Source organism: Providencia sp. PROV004, from assembly GCF_011045615.1.
In the GTDB taxonomy this organism is placed as follows: Bacteria; Pseudomonadota; Gammaproteobacteria; order Enterobacterales; family Enterobacteriaceae; genus Providencia; species Providencia rettgeri.
In genome coordinates this window covers 935,104-956,855 of sequence record NZ_CP042859.1, presented here as the reverse complement: position 1 = coordinate 956,855, position 21,752 = coordinate 935,104, and the positions used below count along the sequence as shown (strand labels likewise).

The following is a 21,752-nucleotide window of genomic DNA, read 5'->3' as shown; positions in this document are numbered from 1 at the left end:
AACTCAAATAATATAAATATTTTTCCTATAAATACAATCAATCTAAAAATGAACTATTTGATTAATAATCATATTAATTATGACAGTCATCAGGGGCTGTTATATACCGACAATGTTGATAATGCATTAAAATTAACAACTACTTTAAATCGCTTGTTATTAGTCTTAGTGCAAAACAACCATGATATCGTTGACCGAGAAACCATATTACGCAGGGTTTGGGAGGAACATAACCAAGTCGTCTCTGATAATAACCTGAATAGTAGTGTGTCTGTACTACGACGCCATTTATCTTCCTTTTCTGATGAAGAAATTATCACAACAGTACCTAAAGTTGGGATTAAGTTTTCTGCTGACCTGAAATTTGAGAATGAGCGTGAGGAAATAAAGGATAATAATGACAAAGAATTGCTCACTACTGAGGTTGAACTAGGTTCTTCATCAAAAGCACCCGAAGGGATTCCCCCCCAAGCAAGCGAAAATAAAAAAAACTACATACTGAATAACCGGTATGTTGAAATCTCACTTATTGGACTCATTATTTTTTGCTTATTATACCTATTTAAAAGTTATTTCTTTGCAAGCCGAACAGAATATCCTGAAGTTGGTCGTATCGATCAATGCAGTATCCGCTACATTAATAGTTACCATAAACCCGATACAACAACCATCAGCTTTGCGACAATTCAAAATGAACTAACAAAATTAAACCTTGATTGTAAAAAGCCAGCAACTGTTTTTTATTATAACGTTGGTATCGTTGCGAATGATAAAAATTTATATGACAATTTCCTATTTTTGTCGTATTGCCCAACAATACCGAAAGAGAGCACAACTGTGAGCTGTGAGAATTTTTATGTCAAATAAAGTATCAGCAAGAATGCTTTTTTTGTTTATTACATCTATAACTCTAGTTTTTATTAGCTTATATGTTCATCACATAATTAATACTCCTGTTATTCCAAATTGTCAGACAACCTTAAAAATAAATATCTCTGATCACCGTTCTACCTTAAAAGGATTTTACCTACTAAGTGTTATTCCTAATGAAAACAAACCTGACCAACACACGTTCATCATGAATGGAAATATTAATGAAAATGGTAAAAACTATACTATTTCACGAAAATTTCTGATGAAACATGAATACTTAGGCGACCATTTTTTTTTACGTGTTGACAATATATTTATAGACCCAGGTGATCAGGCTCAAGGAAAAATCAATATTCGGGGAGTCCCTGAAATGAATCAACTTTATTTTTTAAAAATAAAAAAATTAACCGATACAAGTTATATTTTTGAAGAAAATTTCTCTCCACTTTTTATTTGCACTCTGTAAATTCAAAAAAAACCACAAAAAATGCATCAAATATTAATATTTTGATGCATTTTTTTTATTTCTAAACATCTCCAACCTTAAAACACCTTAAAAGCACAAACATTAAACATTTCACAGCAAATTAAATCAATATAAAAACATTAATAGACATTAAAAAAAACTAAATATCAAACTATAACTTTGAATTTAATTAAAATTAAAGAATTTTATTCCATTTTACACCTGAGAAGGATAAGATTTCCTCCGTCGAAATGACCCACGCTAAAAACAATTATGTTAAGCGTTCTGTGATTAGGACATTTGAAAATCCATTGATGGATACTGAACTTTATTCCTATGCCAGTACTTATATAAAGGCTTACTAGGGATCAAATATTTACTTATTTTTAAGGATGTAAGATATGAAATTAAATAAACTTTCCATTGCTGTTTTATTCGCTACTTCTGCTATTTCAACTTCTATCTTTGCTAGTGGTAATAGCGGTGAATTACATTTCAGCGGCCAAGTTGTTAATGCTCCATGTAATATTGAATCAGAAAGTACAAAACAAGAAGTTCCATTCGGTCAACTTTCTCGTGCATCTTTAGAAGCGGGTAATGCAGCAGAGAAAGATATCGCAATTAAATTAAAAGAATGTAATTTTGATGAGTTTAGCAAAGACACTGAAGGTAAGTGGGTTGCTGTTAAAGATATTAAAATTACCTTTGGTGGTAAAAACTATGTCGGTACTGATAAAGAATTCTTAGGTACTACTGGTACAGCTTCAAATATCGGTATTCAAATCAAAGATTTCAAATTTGATGAAGCCAAATCTGTTATGAATCAAATTCGTAATAAACAAGGTGAAAACGTTTTAGAATTTACTGCATTAGCTAAACGTGTTGATGGTACAACACCCGTTACCGAAGGTGAATTTAGTTCTATTGCTGATTTTAAAATCACATACGAGTAATTTTTTTAGGGGAGAGAAATCTCTCCCCATAAAAGGCTCATTATGAAAAAAAATACTTATCTATGGATTGCCTTATTATTTAACTCGATTAACTCTAATGCGACTAGCTCTAACCTTGGACATATTCAAGATGGTCTTCGAGGTGAAACAGTAATGCAAGGTTATATCGTTGCGGCACCTTGTTCAATTGAAACTGATAGTCAATATCAATATATAAATTACGATTATATTTCTAACTATAGTATAAATAATATAGAAGATGAAAAATTAATGCGAAAACCTTTCTATATAAAATTAAATAACTGTATTAGTGAATATGACAGCAGTAATCATAAAGGTATTAAAATTCGTTTTTTTGCACCGCAAGATACGTATTCTAATGCAATAAAACTATCAGGCCCAAAGCCTGGGGTTGTCCTATATATATACGATATTAATAATAATTTATTAATGCCAAATAAACTCTATCCTATTTCTAATAATTACGTTTATTTTGATAAAAAGAGTAAAGAGAGCTTTTTAAAATATGAAACAGAATTGGGTGCAAGTAATAACGAAATTACACCTGGCGATTACTTTACCACAATTAAATTCAACGTTACTTACGATTAGTAAATAAACTCATAATTAATTTGATGAAAAAATCATGGTTAAATTTAATATTTACTCTTACATCATTGTGACTTCTTTTGTATCTTCAATCTCTTCGTTAGCCTATGCTGTCGAATTTAATACCGATATGTTAGATACGGAAGACACTCAAAATATTGACTTTAGCCAATTTTCTCAGGCTGGATTTATTATGCCTGGTATTTATCATTTAACCCTCAAAGTCAATAATGAGAGTATGGGTAGTGCACAAGATATCACTGTGATAGCGCCACAATCCCAAAACAATAATTTATTCGATACCGTTTGTGTTCCCGTTACTATTCTTGATCGTTTAGGGCTTACTCAAGACGCAATTAAATTAATTAAATATCGTGATGAGGGTAAATGCCTTGATTTATCTCCGCTTGAAGGTGCTTCATTAAATGTAGATTTATCAACATTAACGCTATCCATTTTAATTCCACAAAGCTATTTAGAATATACCGATCCCAGTTGGGTTCCTCCTTCACGTTGGGAGGAGGGGGTAAATGGGTTTTTATTAGATTACAACCTAACAGGTTCTTTAACGCGTCGAGATTCAGGTTCACGAGAATCGTACCTTTCTGCTAACGGAACAACAGGGCTTAATTTTGGTGCATGGCGTTTACGCGGTGATTACCAAGCAAACTATCGAAAATCGACAGGAAGCTTCAAGAACCAATATAGCGATGCCACATTTAGCCGATTATTTGCATATCGCTCAATAAAATCTATTGCATCTATTTTAACGTTAGGTGAGAACTACTTTTACTCTGCTATTTTTGATTCTTGGCAGTACACCGGGGTATCTCTTGAAACCGATGAAAATATGATGCCCCCTAAATTAACGGGTTATGCACCAGAAATTATTGGTATTGCTCAAACTAATGCCACTGTTATTGTCAAAAGCCATAACCGTATAGTTTTAGAAACAACCGTACCTGCTGGCCCTTTTCGTATCCAGACACTAGATAGCTCCATTCGTGGAACATTAGATGTGACTGTGCGAGAAGAAAATGGTGAAGAGCAACAATTTAGCATTACCACTGCAGCATTACCCTATTTAACGAGACCAGGGCAAATCCGCTATAAATTTGCAGCGGGTAAACCACGTTTTAATGGCCGCCAGCTCGAAGGTGATTTAACTGCGTCGGGAGAACTCTCTTACGGGTTAAATAACCTTTGGTCTATCTATGGGGGATCCGTTTTATCAAAAAATTATCAGGCATTTTCAGCTGGCTTTGGCCGTGACCTGTTTTCATTCGGTAGCCTTTCGTTCGATGCGACTCAGTCACATGCTCAATTGCTTGATAAAACATTAACTGGCCGAAGTTATCGACTTAGTTATTCAAAATCATTTGATGAAGCCAGAACTGACATTACATTCGCAGGGTATCGTTTCTCTGATGAAACCTATCGCTCTTTGCAACAAACGTTGGATGAACGACGTACTGGTAATGAAAGCCAAGCTCAAAAAGAAAGCTATCAAGTTAATATTAATAAATATTTTGATGATTTCTCATTGGGTGGAAACTATCAATATAATACTTATTGGAATAGTGAAACAGAAGAACAATACAGCTTATACCTAAGTACTCTTTTAAATTGGGCGGCTATTGGGCTAAAAAATATTAACCTGACAGCGTCTGCAACTCGTTCAAAAAGAGCAGGATATCAAGATGATGCGATCAGCTTATATTTCACTATTCCTTTAAGTCAAGGAAGTAGCGTCAGCTTTTCTGAAGGTTATACCCGCAACCAAAATGGCCAACACAGCTCAACACATAATATCGGCTATAGCGGATATAGTGAGCAGCGCAATTATAACTTAAATGTCGGTTATCAAACAGGAAGCCATCAGGATGACCAAACCAGCTTTAGTGGTTATTTAAACCAAAATCTTCCTTATGCCTCCATTTCGGGAAACGCAAGTTATGTCCCGAACGAATATCACAGTGTTGGGGGATCAATTAATGGTGGAATTACCTTAATTAAAGAAGGCATTGCCATGCACCAAGCCGCTTATGGCGGTACTCGACTCGTTGTAGAAACACCTGGAGCAGCTAACGTTCCTCTGAGTGGTGGCGTTTATCAAACTAATCACTTTGGACTCGCTGTATTGCCAAATGTGAGTAGTTATCGGAAAACCAGTGCATCTATTAATACCAGTAAATTACCAAAGGATGTTGAAGCATTAGAGACTGTCACCGATGCAACTTTGACTCGTGGAGCAATCGGATATCGTCGCCTCAACGTTATTCAAGGTGAAAAAACGTTCGCTCGCTTAAAGCTGGCTGATGACACTTATCCACCTTTTGGCACTAGCGTGCGTAATAGCAACAATATTGAACTCGGAATTGTTGGTGAACAAGGTATTACGTGGATTGTTGGTATCCAACCTAAAGACTTACTCAATCTCTATTGGGGAAATAAACACCAGTGTAGCGCCCATGTGCCTGATGTGATTAATCCTCAGGAGATTTACCCAACTATTATTTGCCGTTAATAAGAGAACTAAGATGAAATTGAATTCCCCTTTTTTATTACTTACTAGCGTATTCACGCTGACTATGAGTGTAATTTCAGTTACGAATGCTGCGGTTACACTTGATCGCACTCGTATAATTTTCGATGGAAATCAATCGTCTATTAATATTACGATCCGTAATGATAACCCGGAGCTACCTTATTTAGCCCAGTCTTGGTTGGAAAATGCATTAGAACAAAAATTGGAAACCGGCCCTATTATTGCCACTCCGCCGATTCAGCGCATGGAGCCCAAATCAACTAGCCTAGTTCGCCTAAGCACCGCACCTGACATTGCAAAGTTACCGCAAGACAGGGAATCCCTGTTTTATTACAACCTGCGTGAAATCCCGCCTAAATCATCAGAAGCGGGTGTGTTGCAAATTGCATTACAAAGCCGTGTAAAACTATTTTATCGCCCTGAAAACATTGTTGCACAAAGCAAAACAGATTGGACGAAACATATAACATTAACAACAACATCATCGGGCTATACGTTAAATAATCCAACACCATTTTATTTAACTGTAATTGGTTTAGGGAACAGCCAAAAACAATCTGAAGAAAGTGATTTTGACGCGGTTATGGTACCGCCAAAATCTAATCAAATGATTAAATCCTCCAAATTTTCAACACCTTACCTGACATATATCAATGATTATGGTGGAAAGCCTTCACTTGCTTTCAAATGCCAAGCTTCAAAGTGCAGTGTGACGGAATAATGAGTAAAAAATAGATAGGAGCAGAACAATGAAATTGAATTACCTAGCACTATGGGCTTTTGCTATACCTATTTTTGCTGAATCTGCTGTGCCTGTGACAACAGGCACAATATATATCAATGCGCGTATTGTTACTGCTCCTTGTCTACCTGATATCTCATTAAAATTAAATGAAAGTACTTTAATTGCAGCAACCTATAGCGTGGAAATGCATTTTTCTCATTGTAGCAAACCAATACAAAAGCAAGCTTGGGCGCCGTTTACACTGAAATTAGGCAATAACCAATACGTGCTAACACAACCACGACGCAATAACACCATTTTATTCTCTATTCCTGCTAGTAATAAGATGCAACGTGTGGAAATAAATTATGACTAGATACTCAACATTATTATTTAGCCTTTTATTCCTAACATGGAATACCAGCTTTGCCAATAGCCTAACCGTTTACTTTGAGGGTGTGCTAGTGCCTCTTGGTTGTCGGCTGAGTGATGATGATACACAAAAAAAAATATATCTTTCTGGGCTACGTTTTTCTTCAATCGAAACATTAGGACGTTCAGATATGCAGCCATTTAAGTTGGATATCATGGACTGTTCTACAATGGCTTTGAATAAAACGATCAAAATAACGTTAAATACCCAAAATATTGAAACACATAATGGTATTAATTATTTAAAAACCACAGGTGAATCTAATGTTTTATTAGCTCTGACTGATAGTCGTGGTAAAGAACTGGAGCTTAATACAACAATTGATGTCAGCACAGTTACTGAATCAGGTAAAGGATCCGTTAATACACTTTTATTTGGTGTTTATGCTCAAAAACCCTTTAGTACTCGTTTAAAAACAGGGGGGTTTTCCTCAACTGTTACTTTTAACCTTGATTATCAATAAGGAGAATTGAAATGAAATTCATTTGTTTTTCATTCCCTTTAATTAGCTTATTAGTTTCCTTAGGTACTCAAGCGGATGTGCTAATTTCTCTTTCTGCTAAATTGGTTAGACCGCCATGTGTACTTACAGCAGAAAATGGCGAAAAAGAATTAGTCATTAATTTTCGAGAGGTGGCGCTAGACAGACTAACTGAAGAAAAACAGTCCTTTGGTATTCTCATTAAACAATGTGAACTTCGAAAAAATTTACAAGTTTACCTATCTCCTAGAGAAGGAAGTACTTTAACAATAAACAATGAAACCGTGCTTGCGACCTCTATTAATGGATTGGGTATTCGTTTTTCAGAAGAAAATAAAAGTAATGCGCTCAACCTTAATAAATGGGAAAGGATTGCTCCATCCGTAAGTGGTGATACAGGGAAAGTTGTTATTCAATCACAATTAGTCACTAATCAAGCTATTGAAAATCTCACTGCAGGGCCATTTAGTGCCGCTTTATCAGTGATGGTTGATTATCTGTAATATTGGGAAGTCTTTATGAAAAATATAAAAATATATTCACCATTACTTTTGTTACTACTCTTAATTAGCTTAAATTCCTATAGTGCGACCCGCTATTCAGGAAGTGGTGGTGGTTATAAAATGAGTTTAGTATCTAACAACTCCGTTGTTTCTAACACCCCAGCAATTGGAAGTGATAACAATAAATATTTTTTAATCGCTCCAGCAAATAGCTCCGGTATTGTTATTAATGAAAGTACATCTCAGCCTTATGGCTCTGTATATTGTACTGTGAACTTCTTACAAGGTAATTATTCCGCTGGTCTTCCTTGGAGCTACGCCTACCACCGTGTCTTTGCCTATATGCCAGAGGCAGGCTTTACTATTGGTGGGCTGACCGCATATAAAATAAACAACAATACATTTTTTACTCTTTATTCTGAGAATGGAATAACCAGTGGCTGGCGAAATATTTCAGGGAGAGGATGTTCTAATGAAGAAATGGGGCCATTAGCAACATCATTTTTTACTGTTCATTTTCCTTTTACCGTTAGAGTTTATGTCAAAGATATTCCTGTTGATGGAAAAATTGTTATTCCAAACGCAATGATCGCAGGTTATACACGATTATTCCAAGACTATGGAACACCAGATATTTATGTACCTATTGATAAAGCCACCGTTAAATTAGACCTTGCTACATCAGTTATCAATTATCCGTCAAATTGCCGTTCCAATATTGATAATTTAAATATTGATCATAAAACACTGGATGCTTATGAATTTAATAGTAAAGAAACTCGTACTGTTACCTATACATGCGATAGAGTGCAGCCAGTTAAAGTAAAATTAACTTTAGACTATGCCACAGATAGCGATCCACAAAAAAGACTCCCTTTAAAATCAGGAAATAACACTATTTATTCTGAGCTTACAATTTATGATGAACAAAATAATCAAAGTGGAAAAACATTTGAAACAACAATTGATAAAGTAAAAAACATTATGATTGAAAGTAAAGTTTCTGGTTATGACGCCGAACCAGGAGACTACAAAGGTAATGCTTGGTTAATCGCCACATTTATTTAATTTAGCGGTAAGTGTACTATGATAATAATATCCCGCGCACTATTTATTGGTATCTTTATTGTTTGGCACCTTGCTAGTCTTATTTATATCGATAGCCTAGGAAGCCTAAGACAATCATTACCACAAAACATTATTAGTTGGTTATCTATTTCCTTGACAATATCTATTATTGCATTTACTGTTTTCTATCGGAAAATTAAAATAATCATTACATTACCTGCTATTTGCTACTGTTTCTCTTTAGCCATTCTAATGATGGGATTAATATCTTATCAGGGAGAAAATAATAGTATTGATTTTTGGTATTGTTCTGGTATTACTGTTGGCGTATTACTCTATATTGCAGGGTTACAAGTGAGAAAAAAATGGTTAATACAATCATTTTGTATTTACTGTTATATCACTATTAGTGTAGCTCAAGCCTTTATCACTGCATATCAATATATATTTGAAGCCGATATTTTTTATCTTGCATCTGGTATGAGGTCAAATGGATTATCACAACAAGTCAATATATTATCAGTTAACATGGCGGCTGCATGCTTATTATCTCTAATGACTCTTGTGTTATCACAATTTTCGTTGTTATCTGAGCGTTATGAAAAAATTAGGGTTGTATTACTTGGAACTTGTATTTTATTTTTCACATTAACTTTAGTTGTTCTGCAGTCTGTTATTGCTTGGCTAAGCTTTACTGTTTGTGCATTTATTTTTATTTGCCTTTTTTACAAGAAAAACCCTCTACGTGTTAGCGCTAGTTATTTTATTATTGCTATAGCAATTTTTATTGGAATTTATCTAATAAGGCTATGCCCTCAGTATATTGCAACTGAAATTATGAACCAATTCCATTTAAAACAAATGTTGCGTTTTTCTATTACTTTATTCTTAGAGAAACCTTATGATGCATGGGAGCAGTCTTTTTTATTTGAAAACAGTTATGAAAGAACAGCAATTCCTTTTTTCAGCCCTAAAATGTATATTGTTCCTCATCCACATAATGAAATATTACTCTGGCTGATGACTGGAGGGTTCACTAATTTGATTTTTTTATCTTTATTATTAACCGGAGGTATCTATGTCGTATTTCAATCTTTTATAAAATATAAAATTAACGGAAATGGTTACCCATTGGCAATCATTCTATCAATAACCCCTATTATTATACATAATCATGTTGAATACCCTTTTTTACTTTCTGTATTACACTGGGGGATCGTCATATTATTTCTATCATTCTCAGATGCCGCTTTCGCATTAGAAGAACAATCCCTATTTTATATTAACAAGCAACTATCTTATTTATTCAGCTTTATTATATTTATTATTGGATTGGGTGTATTTATTATTGGGCTATTTCTATTTAATGGAGAGAAATCTTTTTATGCACAGGGTAGTTATCATAACGAAAGCATAGCAATTCGAGTATCGAGTTCAATTAGCTTAGAAAAAAATAACGTATAAAAAAACATAAATAAACCTAATTTTCACTCAAGTAGTGTTATATTAATCAGGACAGTATTATGAGAATATATCAAACTGAAATTTCAAACACCTATATAGGACTACAACTTCGTAAGCGCCGCTTGCAAATGGGCTGGACAGCACACACTTTAGGGAAAAAGTCGGGATTAAGCCAACAACAAATTTCCCGTTATGAACGCGGTACGCAGAATTTTACGATTCATCGACTATGTATATTTGCTAATGTACTGCAGTGTGACCTAGATTATTTTCTTGAACAGAATATCTATGAGAACCATTCCCTTGTCGATATAAATCTTTAAGCACTGTTTAAACAGTAAAATCTGATTTTGTCATAAAGCAAGATCAGATTTTCTTTATTCTAACCTCACTTTCATTCTTTTCTGATTGCATAAGCGATAAGGCTCTTATATTTTTAACTCAAATCACTGATCATGGGTTAAAAGGTACCAATATGACCATCACACTTATCGTTGTATTTGTTTTACTCTTATTGGCCATAGGTTGGGGGATCTCTATCTATAACCGCCTGGTCAATACCCGTAATCAAGTCAGCAATCAATTTGCCAATATTGATGTTATTTTAAAGCAAAGAGCAGATCAGATTCCTCAGCTAGTCACTATTACGGAAAAAGCGATTGAACATGAACAAACGTTATTTACCTCATTAAGTGATGCACGCCAACGCTATTTCAATGCCCAAAATATGAATGAAAAAATCGCAGCATCGAATGAAATGAACCGTGCACTGGGTAACCTTGTAGCCATTGCGGAAAATTACCCCACCCTCATTTCTGGTGAGCAATTCACCCAATTACAAATCGCTTTAAGTGATGTTGAAAATAAAATAGCCCAACGACGTGAAGGCTTTAACGACGCAACAACAGAGTATAATACTGCAATACAAATGTTCCCTGATAGCTTAATTGCCAATGCCTTTCGTTTTTCAGCACTGCCATTACTTGATATTTCTGAAGATGAAAAAAAATATCAAGGCGTCCAGTTTAAATAATGTAAGCCTAAAGGTATTAATGCGTGAATATGTATTTTTTACTCGGAGCCGCCATTGGTGCCTTAATTTTATTTATTGATAATAAATTCTCGGTAAATAAAAAAGTAAACTGGGGGATCATTCCTTTCGTCGGTGTTGCTTGTGGTATGTGGTACTCACTCTCACCTTCTACCCGTGATTATGTCAGTATCATTTATTATGTCGTTGTACTGGTCATCACCTTTTTTATTACTCGTAGTGTCGTCAATTCTAGCAAAGTAGCCTACCAACGTTATCAGCGCTTACAAAATGAAGGCTCATCAAAGTTTAGTGCGTTTCTTAGAGTCCTTGTGGGAATGCTGATCGCCACTTGCCTATTTGCTGGGTTCTTTATCGACATACGCGTATTTTTTATCGCATTTGTCTTAGCCTTCGTATTTAAAGCAATTGAAAATACACCAACCAAGCGCTTCTTAAAATTTCAGAAAAACCTAGCCACCTCTAAAATACGCTCAATGGCGATGGGACTTGTGGAAGTTGAAGGGAAAATCACGGCGGGCACGTCCATTAAAAGCCAGCTAGGTAATAAAACCTGCTATGGCTCCTTTTATTTTGAATATTCCATATCAAAAGATAAAGACGGTAAAAAAAGCTATACCTTACAAAGTAGTAAGTGCAACATGCACAGCTTTACCCTAACGGATGATACGGGCTCTGTTAAGGTAGAATGTGACCCTGATTATTTCGTTTACCCGGGCTTAGAGCCGCATATGGATGTTGAAAGCGGTAATCGCCGTTACACAGAGTATTTACTTGAAGCAAACCGCAGTTATTTATTAATTGGTACAGCAGACGCTAACGAAAAAGGCGAATCGGTTATTATACGTAAAGCACCTCATATGCTATTAGGCGTCTCCCCCTCGGACTATGTCGTTCGTTGGAACAAAACAGGTCCATTACGTCGAAATTTAGCTATTACCGCCATGATTGCACTTTTTCTGATTGGTGTGATTTTAGTTACGCCAATGGATTATCAAAACGGGCAGCTAAATATGCATTTCGACCAGATCGCATTATTTGATGGTAATGACTAACATGGAAAAGCTTATTTTTTTCATCATCATTGCGGTTATTAGCTATATTTTTATACGCTATCTTATTAATATTTATAATAATATTGTATTTTTAAAAAACAATTGCCATAAAGCGTTTGCTAATATTGATGTATTGCTAAAGAAGCAAATTGAATTAGTGCCGGTATTAACTCACGTTGCAGATAAAGCGATGGCACATGAAAAGCAGCTGTTTAGTGAATTGATTGCCAGCCGCCAGCGCTATTTATCCAGCAGCGCGATCGAAACCAAGGTCGATATTGCGAATCAACTGACAGCGAAAATAAAGCCACTGCTCGCGGTTGCAGAAAACTACCCAACACTAATTAGTAAAGCAGTCCTAAGGGAATTACAAACCCAAGTAAAACATATTGAAGACCAAATTGCAGACCGACGTGAATTTTTCAACCAAACCGTCACACTCTACAATACAGATATTCATGTTTTCCCCAATCTGATTTTTGCCAGATTATTTCGTTTTAAAGATATCCCCCTACTCTACTCTAAATAATTCGAGTTGCAGGTAGGCGACAAAGGAAGATAGGCCGATGAGCATACATAAGTATGTGATTCGGCTAGCTGAGTGTAGTCAACACCCTTGCAACTTGAAGTATGACGAGTATATGGCAAACAGGAGCGTTTATAATGATAAGTATCCCTTTCTCTTGGTTTGGTTTCACCGATTGGCTCATTGAGCAAGAGGCAGGGCTTATCATTATGTTTGCGACATTCGGTACACTACTTTTAACGGTTGCCGTCCTTATCATCCTCAATATATTCGGGTTAAAAAAGTACTCGCTCTACATTGCAGGTGCTTTATTTTGTTCCGTTTTCATTAGCATGATGGTCATGATCCCACTGTTACTGCTTTTTAGTATTGAAAATTCAATTAAGTTGCAACTTGTCTGGTTGGTGATCGTTGCCAGTTGCTTAATTTCATTTTTAAGCAACCGACACTATTTAGATATCTACTTCAATTCCATTGCAAAGAAAGCGAATAAAGAAGTCAAAAAACAAAATAAGAAACGTAAAAAATAGTACCGGATCTATTTATCTTAAACTCGCTCTGTTTCTAATCGCTGCATATAGCGGTAGTGCGAAAATGTCACTAACAGCGCAATAAAGGCAATTAACGCCCCTAATATAAACCCACCGGAATAGCCTACCGCTGCGGTTAAACCTACAAGCATCATTGAACTGGCTAATTCACCAATATCACGGGTACTTTGTACTGCTGTCATATCAGTACCTGCTTGCTGATAGCGCGATGCAAATTGCATCCCGGCCGTCATTATCGCGACTGATGTAATCCCCGCAGATAACGAACCAAATGTAATACACAGTGCAACTAAAGAAATAGAAACACCATTAGCCGATTGCAACAGCCATAACAATGAAGATAACAAAGCAAATAACAGACCAAATGAGAAAGCGCGCCACACACCGGTTTTACCGATTAACCACGCCCCACCACCACAGCCCAGTACTAGTGTGACTATCCCCCCTGCCATGCCCATTTTACCAATTTGCGCTAATGACCAACCCGCATCATTTAGGAATAGTTTGGCTAAACCAAAACCGGAAACAGCCGTCACCGCAGAAAGCAAAGTTAATAACAATAAACGCGGAGCACCACGACGTTTTACCGTTTTTAATAGGCTCGCTTTTTCGTTCATATCCTGTGTTATTGATGGCGTTTTTAATGGACAGACACTAATAAACAATAAACTGAGTAACGGCACGCAGGCTAAAACCCCCAAAGCAAGGTGTTGGCCTAAACTTTCACTCATGATCATCAACCCTGCGCCACCAATAAAAAAGCCCGCCATCACCCCTGCTATCTGTACCGCATTGATCTTTGATAACATTGTGCCACTGACCTGCTCCGCAGCCATACCATCTGTTGCAATATCTTGGGTAGCACTGGCAAGGGAAGCGGCAAACAACAATACAATGCAGGGTAAAGCATTCTCAACCGATAACCCGATGGTGCTTAGTGCGAACATCGTTATCGTGACAATAATTTGCATTGGAATAATCCAACTTTTACGGCGACCTAAACGATTCCCCCAATGGTTATCAACAAACGAAGCCCATAAAAATTTCACCACCCATGGCAAACCGACTAATGGCAAAAAAGCTAATGCTTTCAGTTCGCCTCCGTCATGGCGTAAAAAAGTAGGTAATGCATCCATTGCTATCCCCATCGGTATCCCTTGCGCAAGATAAAGTAACCCCAACGTCACCACTAACTGTTTATTTTGTAATAGATCTTTCATACTCACTCCGCGCACGTTTTGCTGTGCCTGACAATTTTCGACAACCGAATAAAATACATAAAAGCCCTATTCCGCCACATAACAAAACGAGATTGATACGAGAAAAAGGCAACGAACTAAACAGATAGGAGGCTATAAATGCGAATAGCAACAAAACAGCGGAGAATAAAAGGCATGCCTGCAAGCTCAACTGTGCATTTTTGCAGAGTAAACTCGCTATACAGGCTATCCCCCAGCCCATAAAAAAGTGCATTGGTAGCAAAGCAGTGAACCATGGTATTAGCGCTAATAGTGCGCATGCGGACAACAGCAATCCACCACAACTGCCCACAATGAACCTTGCCGCTAGGCTATAATTTCTTTTCCAACACCATATGGCGAGGCCGACAGAAACCAATATCAGCCCACTCACCCCTGCGATAAAATGCAGATAACTCAATGTATTACTTATTTTAGGTAACCATTGATATTGCCCATAGTGCAAAGGTTGGATGGCGATAAAAGCACGTGTCCAAATACCTTGCTGTGCAGAATCCCGCACTGCAACTAACTGGCGCTTTTTACTATCAAATTGATATTGTTCAAAGTTAGAGGTAGATAACTGTCCATTACGCACACCGCCAATCACCCACGTATCACCTTGCTTGAACAAGATTTGAGGGATAAAGCTAGGGACTGTTTGCTGTAATGCGCTGATTGCCGCAGTAATCGAGCTTTCAGCCACGGGAACCGGTGTTTTCAGTGGTTTAAACTCGCCCATCAAGGTTTTCATGATAATTTGTGGATTATCCGGTGCAGCCCTTTCACCAAGGGAAACCGTTCCTAGCGCCCCTAGGCCTGATAATGCTCCGGTAAACGCAAATAAAACCAGCCACGGATAACACCATAGGCCAAGCCAGCTATGTAAATCATGGAGAAACACTCTCAAGTGTGTAACACGCGGCAAGCGCACCATTGTGGATATTCTGCGGCGTTGTATCACTAGCCCTGTGATTAACAAAACGGCGAATGCAAAACCAAATAAACTGATAAAAACTCGCCCAGGAAAATCCATAAATAAGTTTTTATGTAATGTTACTAGCCACATTGTCGGGCTGTTTAAGGCAACCAATTCACCGTTAATCGCGCTATAGCTTAATTCACATCTTCCCATACCTTGGCAAAAAGTGATCTCAGGATTATGCTGCTCAGGCAGCTGGATCATGGTTGCACTTGGTTGCAACGCAAGAAGCTGTTCGAGTGGTAATAACTCACCTGAAAGTGGCACATTGTTCCACCATAACCGCAATGCATCACTACCTAAGCTCCAACACCCTGTGAATAGGATCACAAACAGAAAAACGCCAAATAGCGCCCCCGCACTGCGATGTAATTGGTCTAAACGACGAGTGAGAGGCTGTTTATGCTTCATACCCACCCCGCCATCATTAAAAAAAGCAGCAATAGCCACCAGCTATAGCTACGTACTAATAATTTTCGCCAATTTAGTGCACTGAAGTTATAAACTAATAATCCCATCGTGATGATAACGCTTAGAAATATTGCACCATATACGCGTTCGAGCGGATCTGCTGATGGATAAAAACGTGCTATCAACATTGATAGCACGATCCCACCGAACAACGTGCCAACAACTGCTAGGCAACTGACTAATTTCATTAAAAATCAGCCTTCAATGTAAACATTACATTACGTGGATCACCATAGCGGTTATTCCATTGTGGAGAGAAGAGTCCTGAGTAATAACGACGGTCGAACAAGTTATTAACATTAACCGCTGCCGTCCATGTCTCATCGATTTGGTAACCTAAGCGGGCATTAAAAATGGCATACCCACCTTGACGCAAGGTTACATTACCATTGCTAGTGCTGTAGGCGCTTTGCGCTTGCATACCACCGCCCAAGCTCCATTTGCGCTCATTCCAAGGTAGGTCATAGTTAGACCACACGCGTAGCATATGACGAGGGGTTAAAGTGTTATAAGACTCCCCTTGGTGCTGGCTGTCATCACGGTATTTCGTATCCGTATAGGTATAACCCACCGATACATCCCAGAAAGGTGTTAGATAGCCAATACCTTCAAGCTCAAAACCTTGGCTACGAACTTTACCACCACTAATGAAATAATTGTTAAAGCCCCCTGTTGGGTGTGCAGGGTCAATTTGTGGGTTATTTTTAATATCAATTTGGTAAATAGCACCTGATAGGTTTAATCCGCCGTTGAATAGCGCGCCTTTGACACCCGTTTCAAGCGTTTGCCCTTCAACAGGCTTGAGCATTTTTCCGCTCCACGTTTTTCCTGTTTGTGGCTGATAGACTGTTGAATAGCTGCTATACCATGACCATTGCGGCGTAAAATCCCAAATCACACCACCGTAGGGAGTAAGGCGGCCATTTTCGGTGAAGTTTGCTGTTGGTGTTTTGACATCCCACCAGCTATCACGCACCCCCGCAATAACAGTAACAGGTTCGATCACTTTGATACGTCCCATCCCGTATAGACCCTTTTGCGTCGTTTTGGTTGGCCCTGCGGAGCTATAAGCGCCAACATTAGGTTTTGGTACACTGTGAGGGTCCCAACGATACACGTTCACTGGTACATTTAAGGCGGGGTCTAAATCTGCGCTATATTGCTTTTCACTGGCATGTGAGTAACTTGCACCGACAACTACATCATGGGTTAACCCCCATGCGTCTACCTTACCGTTTAAACTGGTATCTAAGCTGGTTTGTTCGTTACGGAATTTATACGCTCCCCCCATTAACATTGCACCATCACCGGTTACAGGGTCGATATTTCCCCATGCTCCTGCGTACAATAATCGGGCATTTACATGTTGATACTCTGCGTTAAGCTTATATTGCCAATCATCATTGATTTTATGTTCAATACCCGCAAATGAACGGGAGGTATCCCACTTGAAGCGGTCCCAATCCACATCTAAATAGGTTTTACGTGGTAAATGTAAATCACTGCCATCTTTACCGAAAGGAACACCTGCCATATTGGTAACAGAATCAATTGTTTGGAATTGTGCCCCCATACGCAGTAAAGTATCTGGGGTAACATCGATGTCAACAGTACCGTACATCAACCGTGTTTGTTGGTCAGAGATATCATAAAAATAGTCTTTATCTTCCCATGCCATGACAAACCGCCCACGCACTGAACCTGATTGATTCAGTAGGCCCCCAACGTCCACTTCTCCACGATAACGATCCCAACTTCCCGCACTTAAGCTCAACTTGGCCATATTTTCTTTTGGCGCATGTTTTCTTACCATATTGACGGTTGCGGCGGGGTTTCCCATACCATGTAAAAGGCCGTTCGACCCGCGAAGAATTTCAACCCGCTCATATACCGCCATATCTTGAGGAGAACTGGCCATGTTACCTAATAGAGCTGGCACACCATCAATTTCAAATGAATCAATCTGGAAGCCGCGCACATAATAAGCCGTTGTTAACTTCACATAGGGCGCACTGGTTACCCCTGTTGCACGTTGCATTACATCATCAAGCGTTTGTAGGTTTTGTTTTTCAATTTGCTCTCTATCAATCACGCTAACAGATTGCGCCACTTCCCGTGGTTTGAGTGCAATTTTTCCGAGTGTTGTCACCCCCGGTGCAACATAGTCATCATCAATCTCTGAAGATGCGGTCACTTGTATAACATCCTGTTTCGGTTGCATAGGTGCTGCATTCACCATCGCAGAGCAACTCACTGTTGCACACAAAAGGGCACAAGGTGTTAAGCGGAATTTTCCGCGTGACTTAATGTTATAAACGGACAGCATTTCCCACCCTAAAAAAGTTAAATGATAATTGTTATCAATTTAACAATTAATGTAATGGGATACTTTCGACCGCCGGAATTTGTCTATCGTTATCCGGCTACACACTGTTATTTTTTGAGTTGATTAGGTGAAATGCCAAAACGTTTGCGAAATGCAACGGAGAAATGAGCGGGGGTATAGCCGACTTGGTAAGCCACTGTTGAGATATTTGCATCATTCATACTCAATAGCTGGAAAGCTGTTTCCAAACGGGTCTCCTGCAACCAGCCATAAATACTATTGCCAAATAATTGGCGAAAGCCTTGCGTGAGTTTACGGGTATTGACCCCTAACCGTTTAGCCAATTCATCTAAACTGGGTGGGGATTCCATTTCCTGAATCAATATAGTTTTTGCCATATGCAAGATATCAATATCTCTCTGGCGTAGTACGCTCATAACAGGCGTATTTGTATGAGATAGCGAATGATGTAAGCACAGTGCCGTAATTTCAGACACTTTAGCGCTTAAATAGAGTTGGCGTAATGACGAATGAGTTGGGCAAGCAAATAACTGATGAGTGATCGCCAGTACACTCGGTGGAATAACCAACTGTAATAGCTTTGGGGAACGAGGATGATAACAAGTATCTGGTAAACTTAATTGTTGCATTTCCAACCATTCAGGAGAAATATCTATCATGGTGTATTTCATGGTTTGCTGGCCATAAAATTGATTATTCAATAGATAATTTTGCGAGCTGCTCGATAAAATCAAAGAAGGTGAATTGACTTCAACATTTTGTCCCGCGCTACTACGGCAACCCATTGCTCCTTGATGGATAGCCACAATTTTGAGCCCAGCGGCTTGTTCTTCTTCAATACCTAAATCACGGTTAATCAGAAACTCACCGCGGCGGATCCGGATAAATTCACCAACAGATTGTTCTTCACGGGCTGAATGTGCTTGTGTGAATTTATCTTCAATACGCTGCTGCATAGGGCTCTTACCTAGACGAATAAATAAACAGTTATAGTGGCAAAAAAACACCAAGATAACAATAATTATCATTCGCAATAAAAAAGAGGAGATTAATTATCTTAAATTGAAGATTTGACTATAGCTTTTAGGGTTCAAACGCAAATAAAGAATCAATGTTACTAATACAAAGACCACATGCATTGCCCATACCCATGTAAAACTCTGGCTGACTTGATGTAACCAAGCCGCCACTAATGGCCCAAATGCAGCAATAATAAAGCCACCAGCCTGCATCAACGACGTTAATGCGCCTGCGCTAACGGGATGAGGAAGGTGATCTAAAGCCGTAATAATACTGAGTGCAAAGCAGCCGCCTAACCCCATGCCTAATAGCGCCACCCACAAAAGTGGCACATCGCTGGCAAACAGCATCAGCCCAGAAAAACCAAGTGCTTGGCAACTGAGCGTGACTATCAACCAAAAGCGACGATCAATATTATGCGAAGCAAATACAGGGATCATTAGCGCAGATAACGCCTGAAACACCGTTAATATGGCAACAAACGTGCCACTTTGTGCAGCACTCATTCCCTGCTCTTGGAAAAAAGGTGCCAACCAAGTCACTACGGTACCATAACCCGCATTAATCAGCCCAAAACCTGCCATCAATAACCATGCTCTCGGCTTTCGTAAGAACACCAATACTGAAACTGATTCTACTTTTGAACTCCGCTCTGTATGTACATTCGCCCAAATAGCCAACAACGCCAGCAAAGCTGGGAAGGCAAGCCACGCTAAGGCACTCTGCCAATGGCCTGTCATTTCCTCAACTAAAGGGGTGAGCTGTGCGCCAATTGCTCCCCCCGCCATTAACGTGGCGGAATACAACCCTGTCATCATCGCCATTTTTTGGGGGAAATTCGCTTTAATGAGCCCAGGAAATACCGACTGAATATAAGCCGCCCCCACACCACATAAAAAAGCCGTTAATAATAAAGCCGCACCATCAACAACAAAGTAACGAGCGAGTGAACCGACTAGCAGTAATAGCATTGCAGTACTGATCCCTGCACGCTCGCCTATACGTTGGTTTAACATCGGTACAACCAATGCCCCAACCCCCATCAACAACATGGGTAACAAGGTTAAAAGCGAAATGCTTTGATAACTCATCCCTGTCGTTTGAATGATATTGTCGATAACAGGCCCTGGGCCCGTCATAAAGGGCCGTAAATTCAACCCGACTAAGACAATGGTCAGTATCAACGCCAACGAAGATGGTGCTGTTTTACTCATTTAGATTGCCGTTCCCACCACTGTTGGTACAGGGTGCTGCGCATTTCACCGTTGGGCTTTAATTGCTCAAACCGTAAACCTGATTGTTGTTCAGGCGCGACTCTCAGCGCTTTTGCAATGGCATCCGTAGAAAGCCCAAAAGGTGCGGCATCATCGTTTGAATAGGCGTAAACGACCCGAGAGATACCCGCCATTCGCATGGCAGCAAGGCACATGGGACAAGGCTGTCCACTCGCATAAACCACACAGTCATCTAATTTCACGCGGCTTAATTTTTGCCCTGCCTGACGCAGCGCCATCAGCTCTGCATGGGCAGTTGGGTCATTGAGCTCAAGCATCTGGTTGACGCCACTTGCAACGACTTGCCCATCACAGACAACAATTGCGCCAAAAGGTCGTCCGCCAGCTTGCACGTTTTCCATTGCTAAGTTGATAGCTTGTTGCAAAAATTGCGTATCCGACATTATTTCGCTCCCGAATTCTCAAGAATTTCAATCAAATTACGGTAACCTTTGCTTTTTGCCAACGTCAACGGTGATATCCCCGAGCCATCCGCTAAATTGACATCTGCGCCGCCTTTAATTAATTCAGTGACAATTTGTGCGTACTTATCGCTACCATCACCCAAAATAATCGCCTCAATCAGTGCAGTCCAACCCAACCGATTAACGTGATTCACATCAACCCCTGCATCAATCAAGGTTTTGACCGTCGTTACGTGTCCGCGTTCTGCCGCAGGGATCAACGCAGTTCCCCCGTAGCGGTTAGTACTTTTTAAATCAGCCCCATTTTTCAGGGTTAATAATAAAATATCTTGCAGCCCACGCGCCCCTGAATAAAGGTACGGTGAATCTTGCATGTTATCCTTCGCATTCACATCTGCACCGCGCTCAATTAAATAGCGCGCCACATCCACACGGTTTTCATGGGTTGCCGCCATCAACGCAGTACGTTGGCGTAAATCGCGTTGTTCAATATTCGCGCCTTGCTCAACCAAGGATTTAACAGCTTGTAGATTACCTTGTTCAGCCAATGACACCAAAGAATCAAGTTGTGAATTCGCCATACCTTTCACCATAAATACCAATGAAACTATAAGAATGCTAGCTAAGTGAAACAACCATTTCCCACGTAAAAAGAATGTTTTCATGATTAATCTCCCCGATGACTCTTTA

The 21,752-nt window shown here is 38.9% G+C and carries 24 protein-coding genes; 16 read left to right on the top strand and 8 right to left on the bottom strand.

The genetic code is table 11. The features are described 5' to 3' along the window. Positions 1-48: 48 nt before the first annotated feature. From FVA69_RS04185 to FVA69_RS04110, 16 genes are all read left to right on the top strand, one after another. On the top strand, positions 49-867 hold the full coding sequence (locus FVA69_RS04185; RefSeq protein WP_164528459.1) for a winged helix-turn-helix domain-containing protein: 819 nt from the start codon (positions 49-51) through the stop codon (positions 865-867). Continuing rightward, the gene (locus FVA69_RS04180; RefSeq protein WP_109911933.1) at positions 857-1,339 is read left to right on the top strand and encodes a FidL-like protein; all 483 of its coding nucleotides are present in this window, start codon (positions 857-859) and stop codon (positions 1,337-1,339) included. Before FVA69_RS04185 ends, FVA69_RS04180 begins: the two co-directional genes overlap by 11 nt. 401 nt (positions 1,340-1,740) lie before the next feature. After that, positions 1,741-2,292, top strand: coding sequence for a fimbrial protein (locus FVA69_RS04175; RefSeq protein WP_109911932.1), 552 nt, complete (start codon positions 1,741-1,743; stop codon positions 2,290-2,292). A 42-nt stretch (positions 2,293-2,334) separates the two neighbouring features. Then, positions 2,335-2,904, top strand: coding sequence for a fimbrial protein (locus FVA69_RS04170; protein ID WP_109911931.1), 570 nt, complete (start codon positions 2,335-2,337; stop codon positions 2,902-2,904). 34 nt (positions 2,905-2,938) lie between these two features. Further along, positions 2,939-5,428, top strand: a complete 2,490-nt coding sequence (locus FVA69_RS04165; RefSeq protein WP_164528458.1) for a fimbria/pilus outer membrane usher protein — start codon at positions 2,939-2,941, stop codon at positions 5,426-5,428. Positions 5,429-5,441: 13 nt separating this feature from the next. Then, positions 5,442-6,170 (top strand): fimbria/pilus periplasmic chaperone, encoded by a 729-nt coding sequence (locus tag FVA69_RS04160; RefSeq protein WP_109911929.1) that lies wholly within the window; start codon positions 5,442-5,444, stop codon positions 6,168-6,170. Positions 6,171-6,198: 28 nt separating this feature from the next. Continuing rightward, positions 6,199-6,549 (top strand): hypothetical protein, encoded by a 351-nt coding sequence (locus tag FVA69_RS04155; RefSeq protein ID WP_102139510.1) that lies wholly within the window; start codon positions 6,199-6,201, stop codon positions 6,547-6,549. Further along, positions 6,542-7,069, top strand: a complete 528-nt coding sequence (locus FVA69_RS04150) for a fimbrial protein (RefSeq protein WP_164528457.1) — start codon at positions 6,542-6,544, stop codon at positions 7,067-7,069. The genes FVA69_RS04155 and FVA69_RS04150 overlap by 8 nt, the downstream gene beginning before the upstream one ends. 11 nt (positions 7,070-7,080) lie before the next feature. After that, positions 7,081-7,590 (top strand): fimbrial protein, encoded by a 510-nt coding sequence (locus FVA69_RS04145; protein ID WP_004905345.1) that lies wholly within the window; start codon positions 7,081-7,083, stop codon positions 7,588-7,590. Between the two features lie 15 nt (positions 7,591-7,605). Then, on the top strand, positions 7,606-8,658 hold the full coding sequence (locus tag FVA69_RS04140) for an adhesin (RefSeq protein ID WP_109911927.1): 1,053 nt from the start codon (positions 7,606-7,608) through the stop codon (positions 8,656-8,658). Positions 8,659-8,676: 18 nt separating this feature from the next. Next, positions 8,677-10,122 carry an O-antigen ligase domain-containing protein gene (locus FVA69_RS04135; protein WP_238789283.1) on the top strand — a complete coding sequence of 482 codons (1,446 nt, stop codon included), beginning with the start codon at positions 8,677-8,679 and terminating at the stop codon, positions 10,120-10,122. A 59-nt stretch (positions 10,123-10,181) separates the two neighbouring features. Next, positions 10,182-10,445, top strand: coding sequence for a helix-turn-helix domain-containing protein (locus FVA69_RS04130; RefSeq protein ID WP_109911926.1), 264 nt, complete (start codon positions 10,182-10,184; stop codon positions 10,443-10,445). Between the two features lie 152 nt (positions 10,446-10,597). Continuing rightward, complete coding sequence (locus tag FVA69_RS04125; protein WP_109911925.1) at positions 10,598-11,155, top strand: LemA family protein; 558 nt, start codon at positions 10,598-10,600, stop codon at positions 11,153-11,155. A 29-nt stretch (positions 11,156-11,184) separates the two neighbouring features. After that, positions 11,185-12,228: a hypothetical protein gene (locus FVA69_RS04120; protein WP_181937081.1), complete on the top strand. Its 1,044-nt coding sequence runs from the start codon at positions 11,185-11,187 to the stop codon at positions 12,226-12,228. 1 nt (position 12,229) lies between these two features. Continuing rightward, positions 12,230-12,757: a LemA family protein gene (locus tag FVA69_RS04115; protein ID WP_110732251.1), complete on the top strand. Its 528-nt coding sequence runs from the start codon at positions 12,230-12,232 to the stop codon at positions 12,755-12,757. A 134-nt stretch (positions 12,758-12,891) separates the two neighbouring features. Further along, positions 12,892-13,284 carry a hypothetical protein gene (locus FVA69_RS04110; RefSeq protein ID WP_109911923.1) on the top strand — a complete coding sequence of 131 codons (393 nt, stop codon included), beginning with the start codon at positions 12,892-12,894 and terminating at the stop codon, positions 13,282-13,284. Positions 13,285-13,301: 17 nt separating this feature from the next. Here the strand turns inward: FVA69_RS04110 and FVA69_RS04105 are convergent, their stop codons facing one another. The 8 genes from FVA69_RS04105 to FVA69_RS04070 form a co-directional block, all read right to left on the bottom strand. Then, a complete protein-coding gene (locus FVA69_RS04105; protein WP_117162842.1) occupies positions 13,302-14,525 on the bottom strand; it encodes a RhtX/FptX family siderophore transporter in 1,224 nt (407 codons plus the stop codon). After that, positions 14,503-15,936 (bottom strand): PepSY-associated TM helix domain-containing protein, encoded by a 1,434-nt coding sequence (locus FVA69_RS04100; RefSeq protein WP_117162843.1) that lies wholly within the window; start codon positions 15,934-15,936, stop codon positions 14,503-14,505. The genes FVA69_RS04105 and FVA69_RS04100 overlap by 23 nt, the downstream gene beginning before the upstream one ends. Further along, a complete protein-coding gene (locus tag FVA69_RS04095; RefSeq protein ID WP_164528456.1) occupies positions 15,933-16,184 on the bottom strand; it encodes a hypothetical protein in 252 nt (83 codons plus the stop codon). The genes FVA69_RS04100 and FVA69_RS04095 overlap by 4 nt, the downstream gene beginning before the upstream one ends. Continuing rightward, positions 16,184-18,322, bottom strand: coding sequence for a TonB-dependent siderophore receptor (locus FVA69_RS04090; protein WP_109911919.1), 2,139 nt, complete (start codon positions 18,320-18,322; stop codon positions 16,184-16,186). Before FVA69_RS04090 ends, FVA69_RS04095 begins: the two co-directional genes overlap by 1 nt. A 107-nt stretch (positions 18,323-18,429) precedes the next feature. Next, positions 18,430-19,299: a helix-turn-helix transcriptional regulator gene (locus FVA69_RS04085; protein WP_004914388.1), complete on the bottom strand. Its 870-nt coding sequence runs from the start codon at positions 19,297-19,299 to the stop codon at positions 18,430-18,432. A 96-nt stretch (positions 19,300-19,395) separates the two neighbouring features. Further along, entirely contained in the window at positions 19,396-20,577 is a 1,182-nt protein-coding gene (locus tag FVA69_RS04080) for a cyanate transporter (protein ID WP_123382483.1), read from the bottom strand. After that, positions 20,574-21,041: a nucleoside deaminase gene (locus FVA69_RS04075; protein ID WP_004914393.1), complete on the bottom strand. Its 468-nt coding sequence runs from the start codon at positions 21,039-21,041 to the stop codon at positions 20,574-20,576. Before FVA69_RS04075 ends, FVA69_RS04080 begins: the two co-directional genes overlap by 4 nt. Then, the gene (locus FVA69_RS04070) at positions 21,041-21,727 is read right to left on the bottom strand and encodes an ankyrin repeat domain-containing protein (protein WP_164528455.1); all 687 of its coding nucleotides are present in this window, start codon (positions 21,725-21,727) and stop codon (positions 21,041-21,043) included. Before FVA69_RS04070 ends, FVA69_RS04075 begins: the two co-directional genes overlap by 1 nt. Positions 21,728-21,752: the final 25 nt, after the last annotated feature.

Bases quoted from the DNA above. Each gene is read 5' to 3' on its own strand.
- FVA69_RS04185 (WP_164528459.1), top strand. From the start codon at position 49: ATGAACTATTTGATTAATAATCATATTAATTATGACAGTCATCAGGGG.
- FVA69_RS04180 (WP_109911933.1), top strand. From the start codon at position 857: ATGTCAAATAAAGTATCAGCAAGAATGCTTTTTTTGTTTATTACATCT.
- FVA69_RS04175 (WP_109911932.1), top strand. From the start codon at position 1,741: ATGAAATTAAATAAACTTTCCATTGCTGTTTTATTCGCTACTTCTGCT.
- FVA69_RS04170 (WP_109911931.1), top strand. From the start codon at position 2,335: ATGAAAAAAAATACTTATCTATGGATTGCCTTATTATTTAACTCGATT.
- FVA69_RS04165 (WP_164528458.1), top strand. From the start codon at position 2,939: ATGGTTAAATTTAATATTTACTCTTACATCATTGTGACTTCTTTTGTA.
- FVA69_RS04160 (WP_109911929.1), top strand. From the start codon at position 5,442: ATGAAATTGAATTCCCCTTTTTTATTACTTACTAGCGTATTCACGCTG.
- FVA69_RS04155 (WP_102139510.1), top strand. From the start codon at position 6,199: ATGAAATTGAATTACCTAGCACTATGGGCTTTTGCTATACCTATTTTT.
- FVA69_RS04150 (WP_164528457.1), top strand. From the start codon at position 6,542: ATGACTAGATACTCAACATTATTATTTAGCCTTTTATTCCTAACATGG.
- FVA69_RS04145 (WP_004905345.1), top strand. From the start codon at position 7,081: ATGAAATTCATTTGTTTTTCATTCCCTTTAATTAGCTTATTAGTTTCC.
- FVA69_RS04140 (WP_109911927.1), top strand. From the start codon at position 7,606: ATGAAAAATATAAAAATATATTCACCATTACTTTTGTTACTACTCTTA.
- FVA69_RS04135 (WP_238789283.1), top strand. From the start codon at position 8,677: ATGATAATAATATCCCGCGCACTATTTATTGGTATCTTTATTGTTTGG.
- FVA69_RS04130 (WP_109911926.1), top strand. From the start codon at position 10,182: ATGAGAATATATCAAACTGAAATTTCAAACACCTATATAGGACTACAA.
- FVA69_RS04125 (WP_109911925.1), top strand. From the start codon at position 10,598: ATGACCATCACACTTATCGTTGTATTTGTTTTACTCTTATTGGCCATA.
- FVA69_RS04120 (WP_181937081.1), top strand. From the start codon at position 11,185: ATGTATTTTTTACTCGGAGCCGCCATTGGTGCCTTAATTTTATTTATT.
- FVA69_RS04115 (WP_110732251.1), top strand. From the start codon at position 12,230: ATGGAAAAGCTTATTTTTTTCATCATCATTGCGGTTATTAGCTATATT.
- FVA69_RS04110 (WP_109911923.1), top strand. From the start codon at position 12,892: ATGATAAGTATCCCTTTCTCTTGGTTTGGTTTCACCGATTGGCTCATT.
- FVA69_RS04105 (WP_117162842.1), bottom strand. From the start codon at position 14,525: ATGAAAGATCTATTACAAAATAAACAGTTAGTGGTGACGTTGGGGTTA.
- FVA69_RS04100 (WP_117162843.1), bottom strand. From the start codon at position 15,936: ATGAAGCATAAACAGCCTCTCACTCGTCGTTTAGACCAATTACATCGC.
- FVA69_RS04095 (WP_164528456.1), bottom strand. From the start codon at position 16,184: ATGAAATTAGTCAGTTGCCTAGCAGTTGTTGGCACGTTGTTCGGTGGG.
- FVA69_RS04090 (WP_109911919.1), bottom strand. From the start codon at position 18,322: ATGCTGTCCGTTTATAACATTAAGTCACGCGGAAAATTCCGCTTAACA.
- FVA69_RS04085 (WP_004914388.1), bottom strand. From the start codon at position 19,299: ATGCAGCAGCGTATTGAAGATAAATTCACACAAGCACATTCAGCCCGT.
- FVA69_RS04080 (WP_123382483.1), bottom strand. From the start codon at position 20,577: ATGAGTAAAACAGCACCATCTTCGTTGGCGTTGATACTGACCATTGTC.
- FVA69_RS04075 (WP_004914393.1), bottom strand. From the start codon at position 21,041: ATGTCGGATACGCAATTTTTGCAACAAGCTATCAACTTAGCAATGGAA.
- FVA69_RS04070 (WP_164528455.1), bottom strand. From the start codon at position 21,727: ATGAAAACATTCTTTTTACGTGGGAAATGGTTGTTTCACTTAGCTAGC.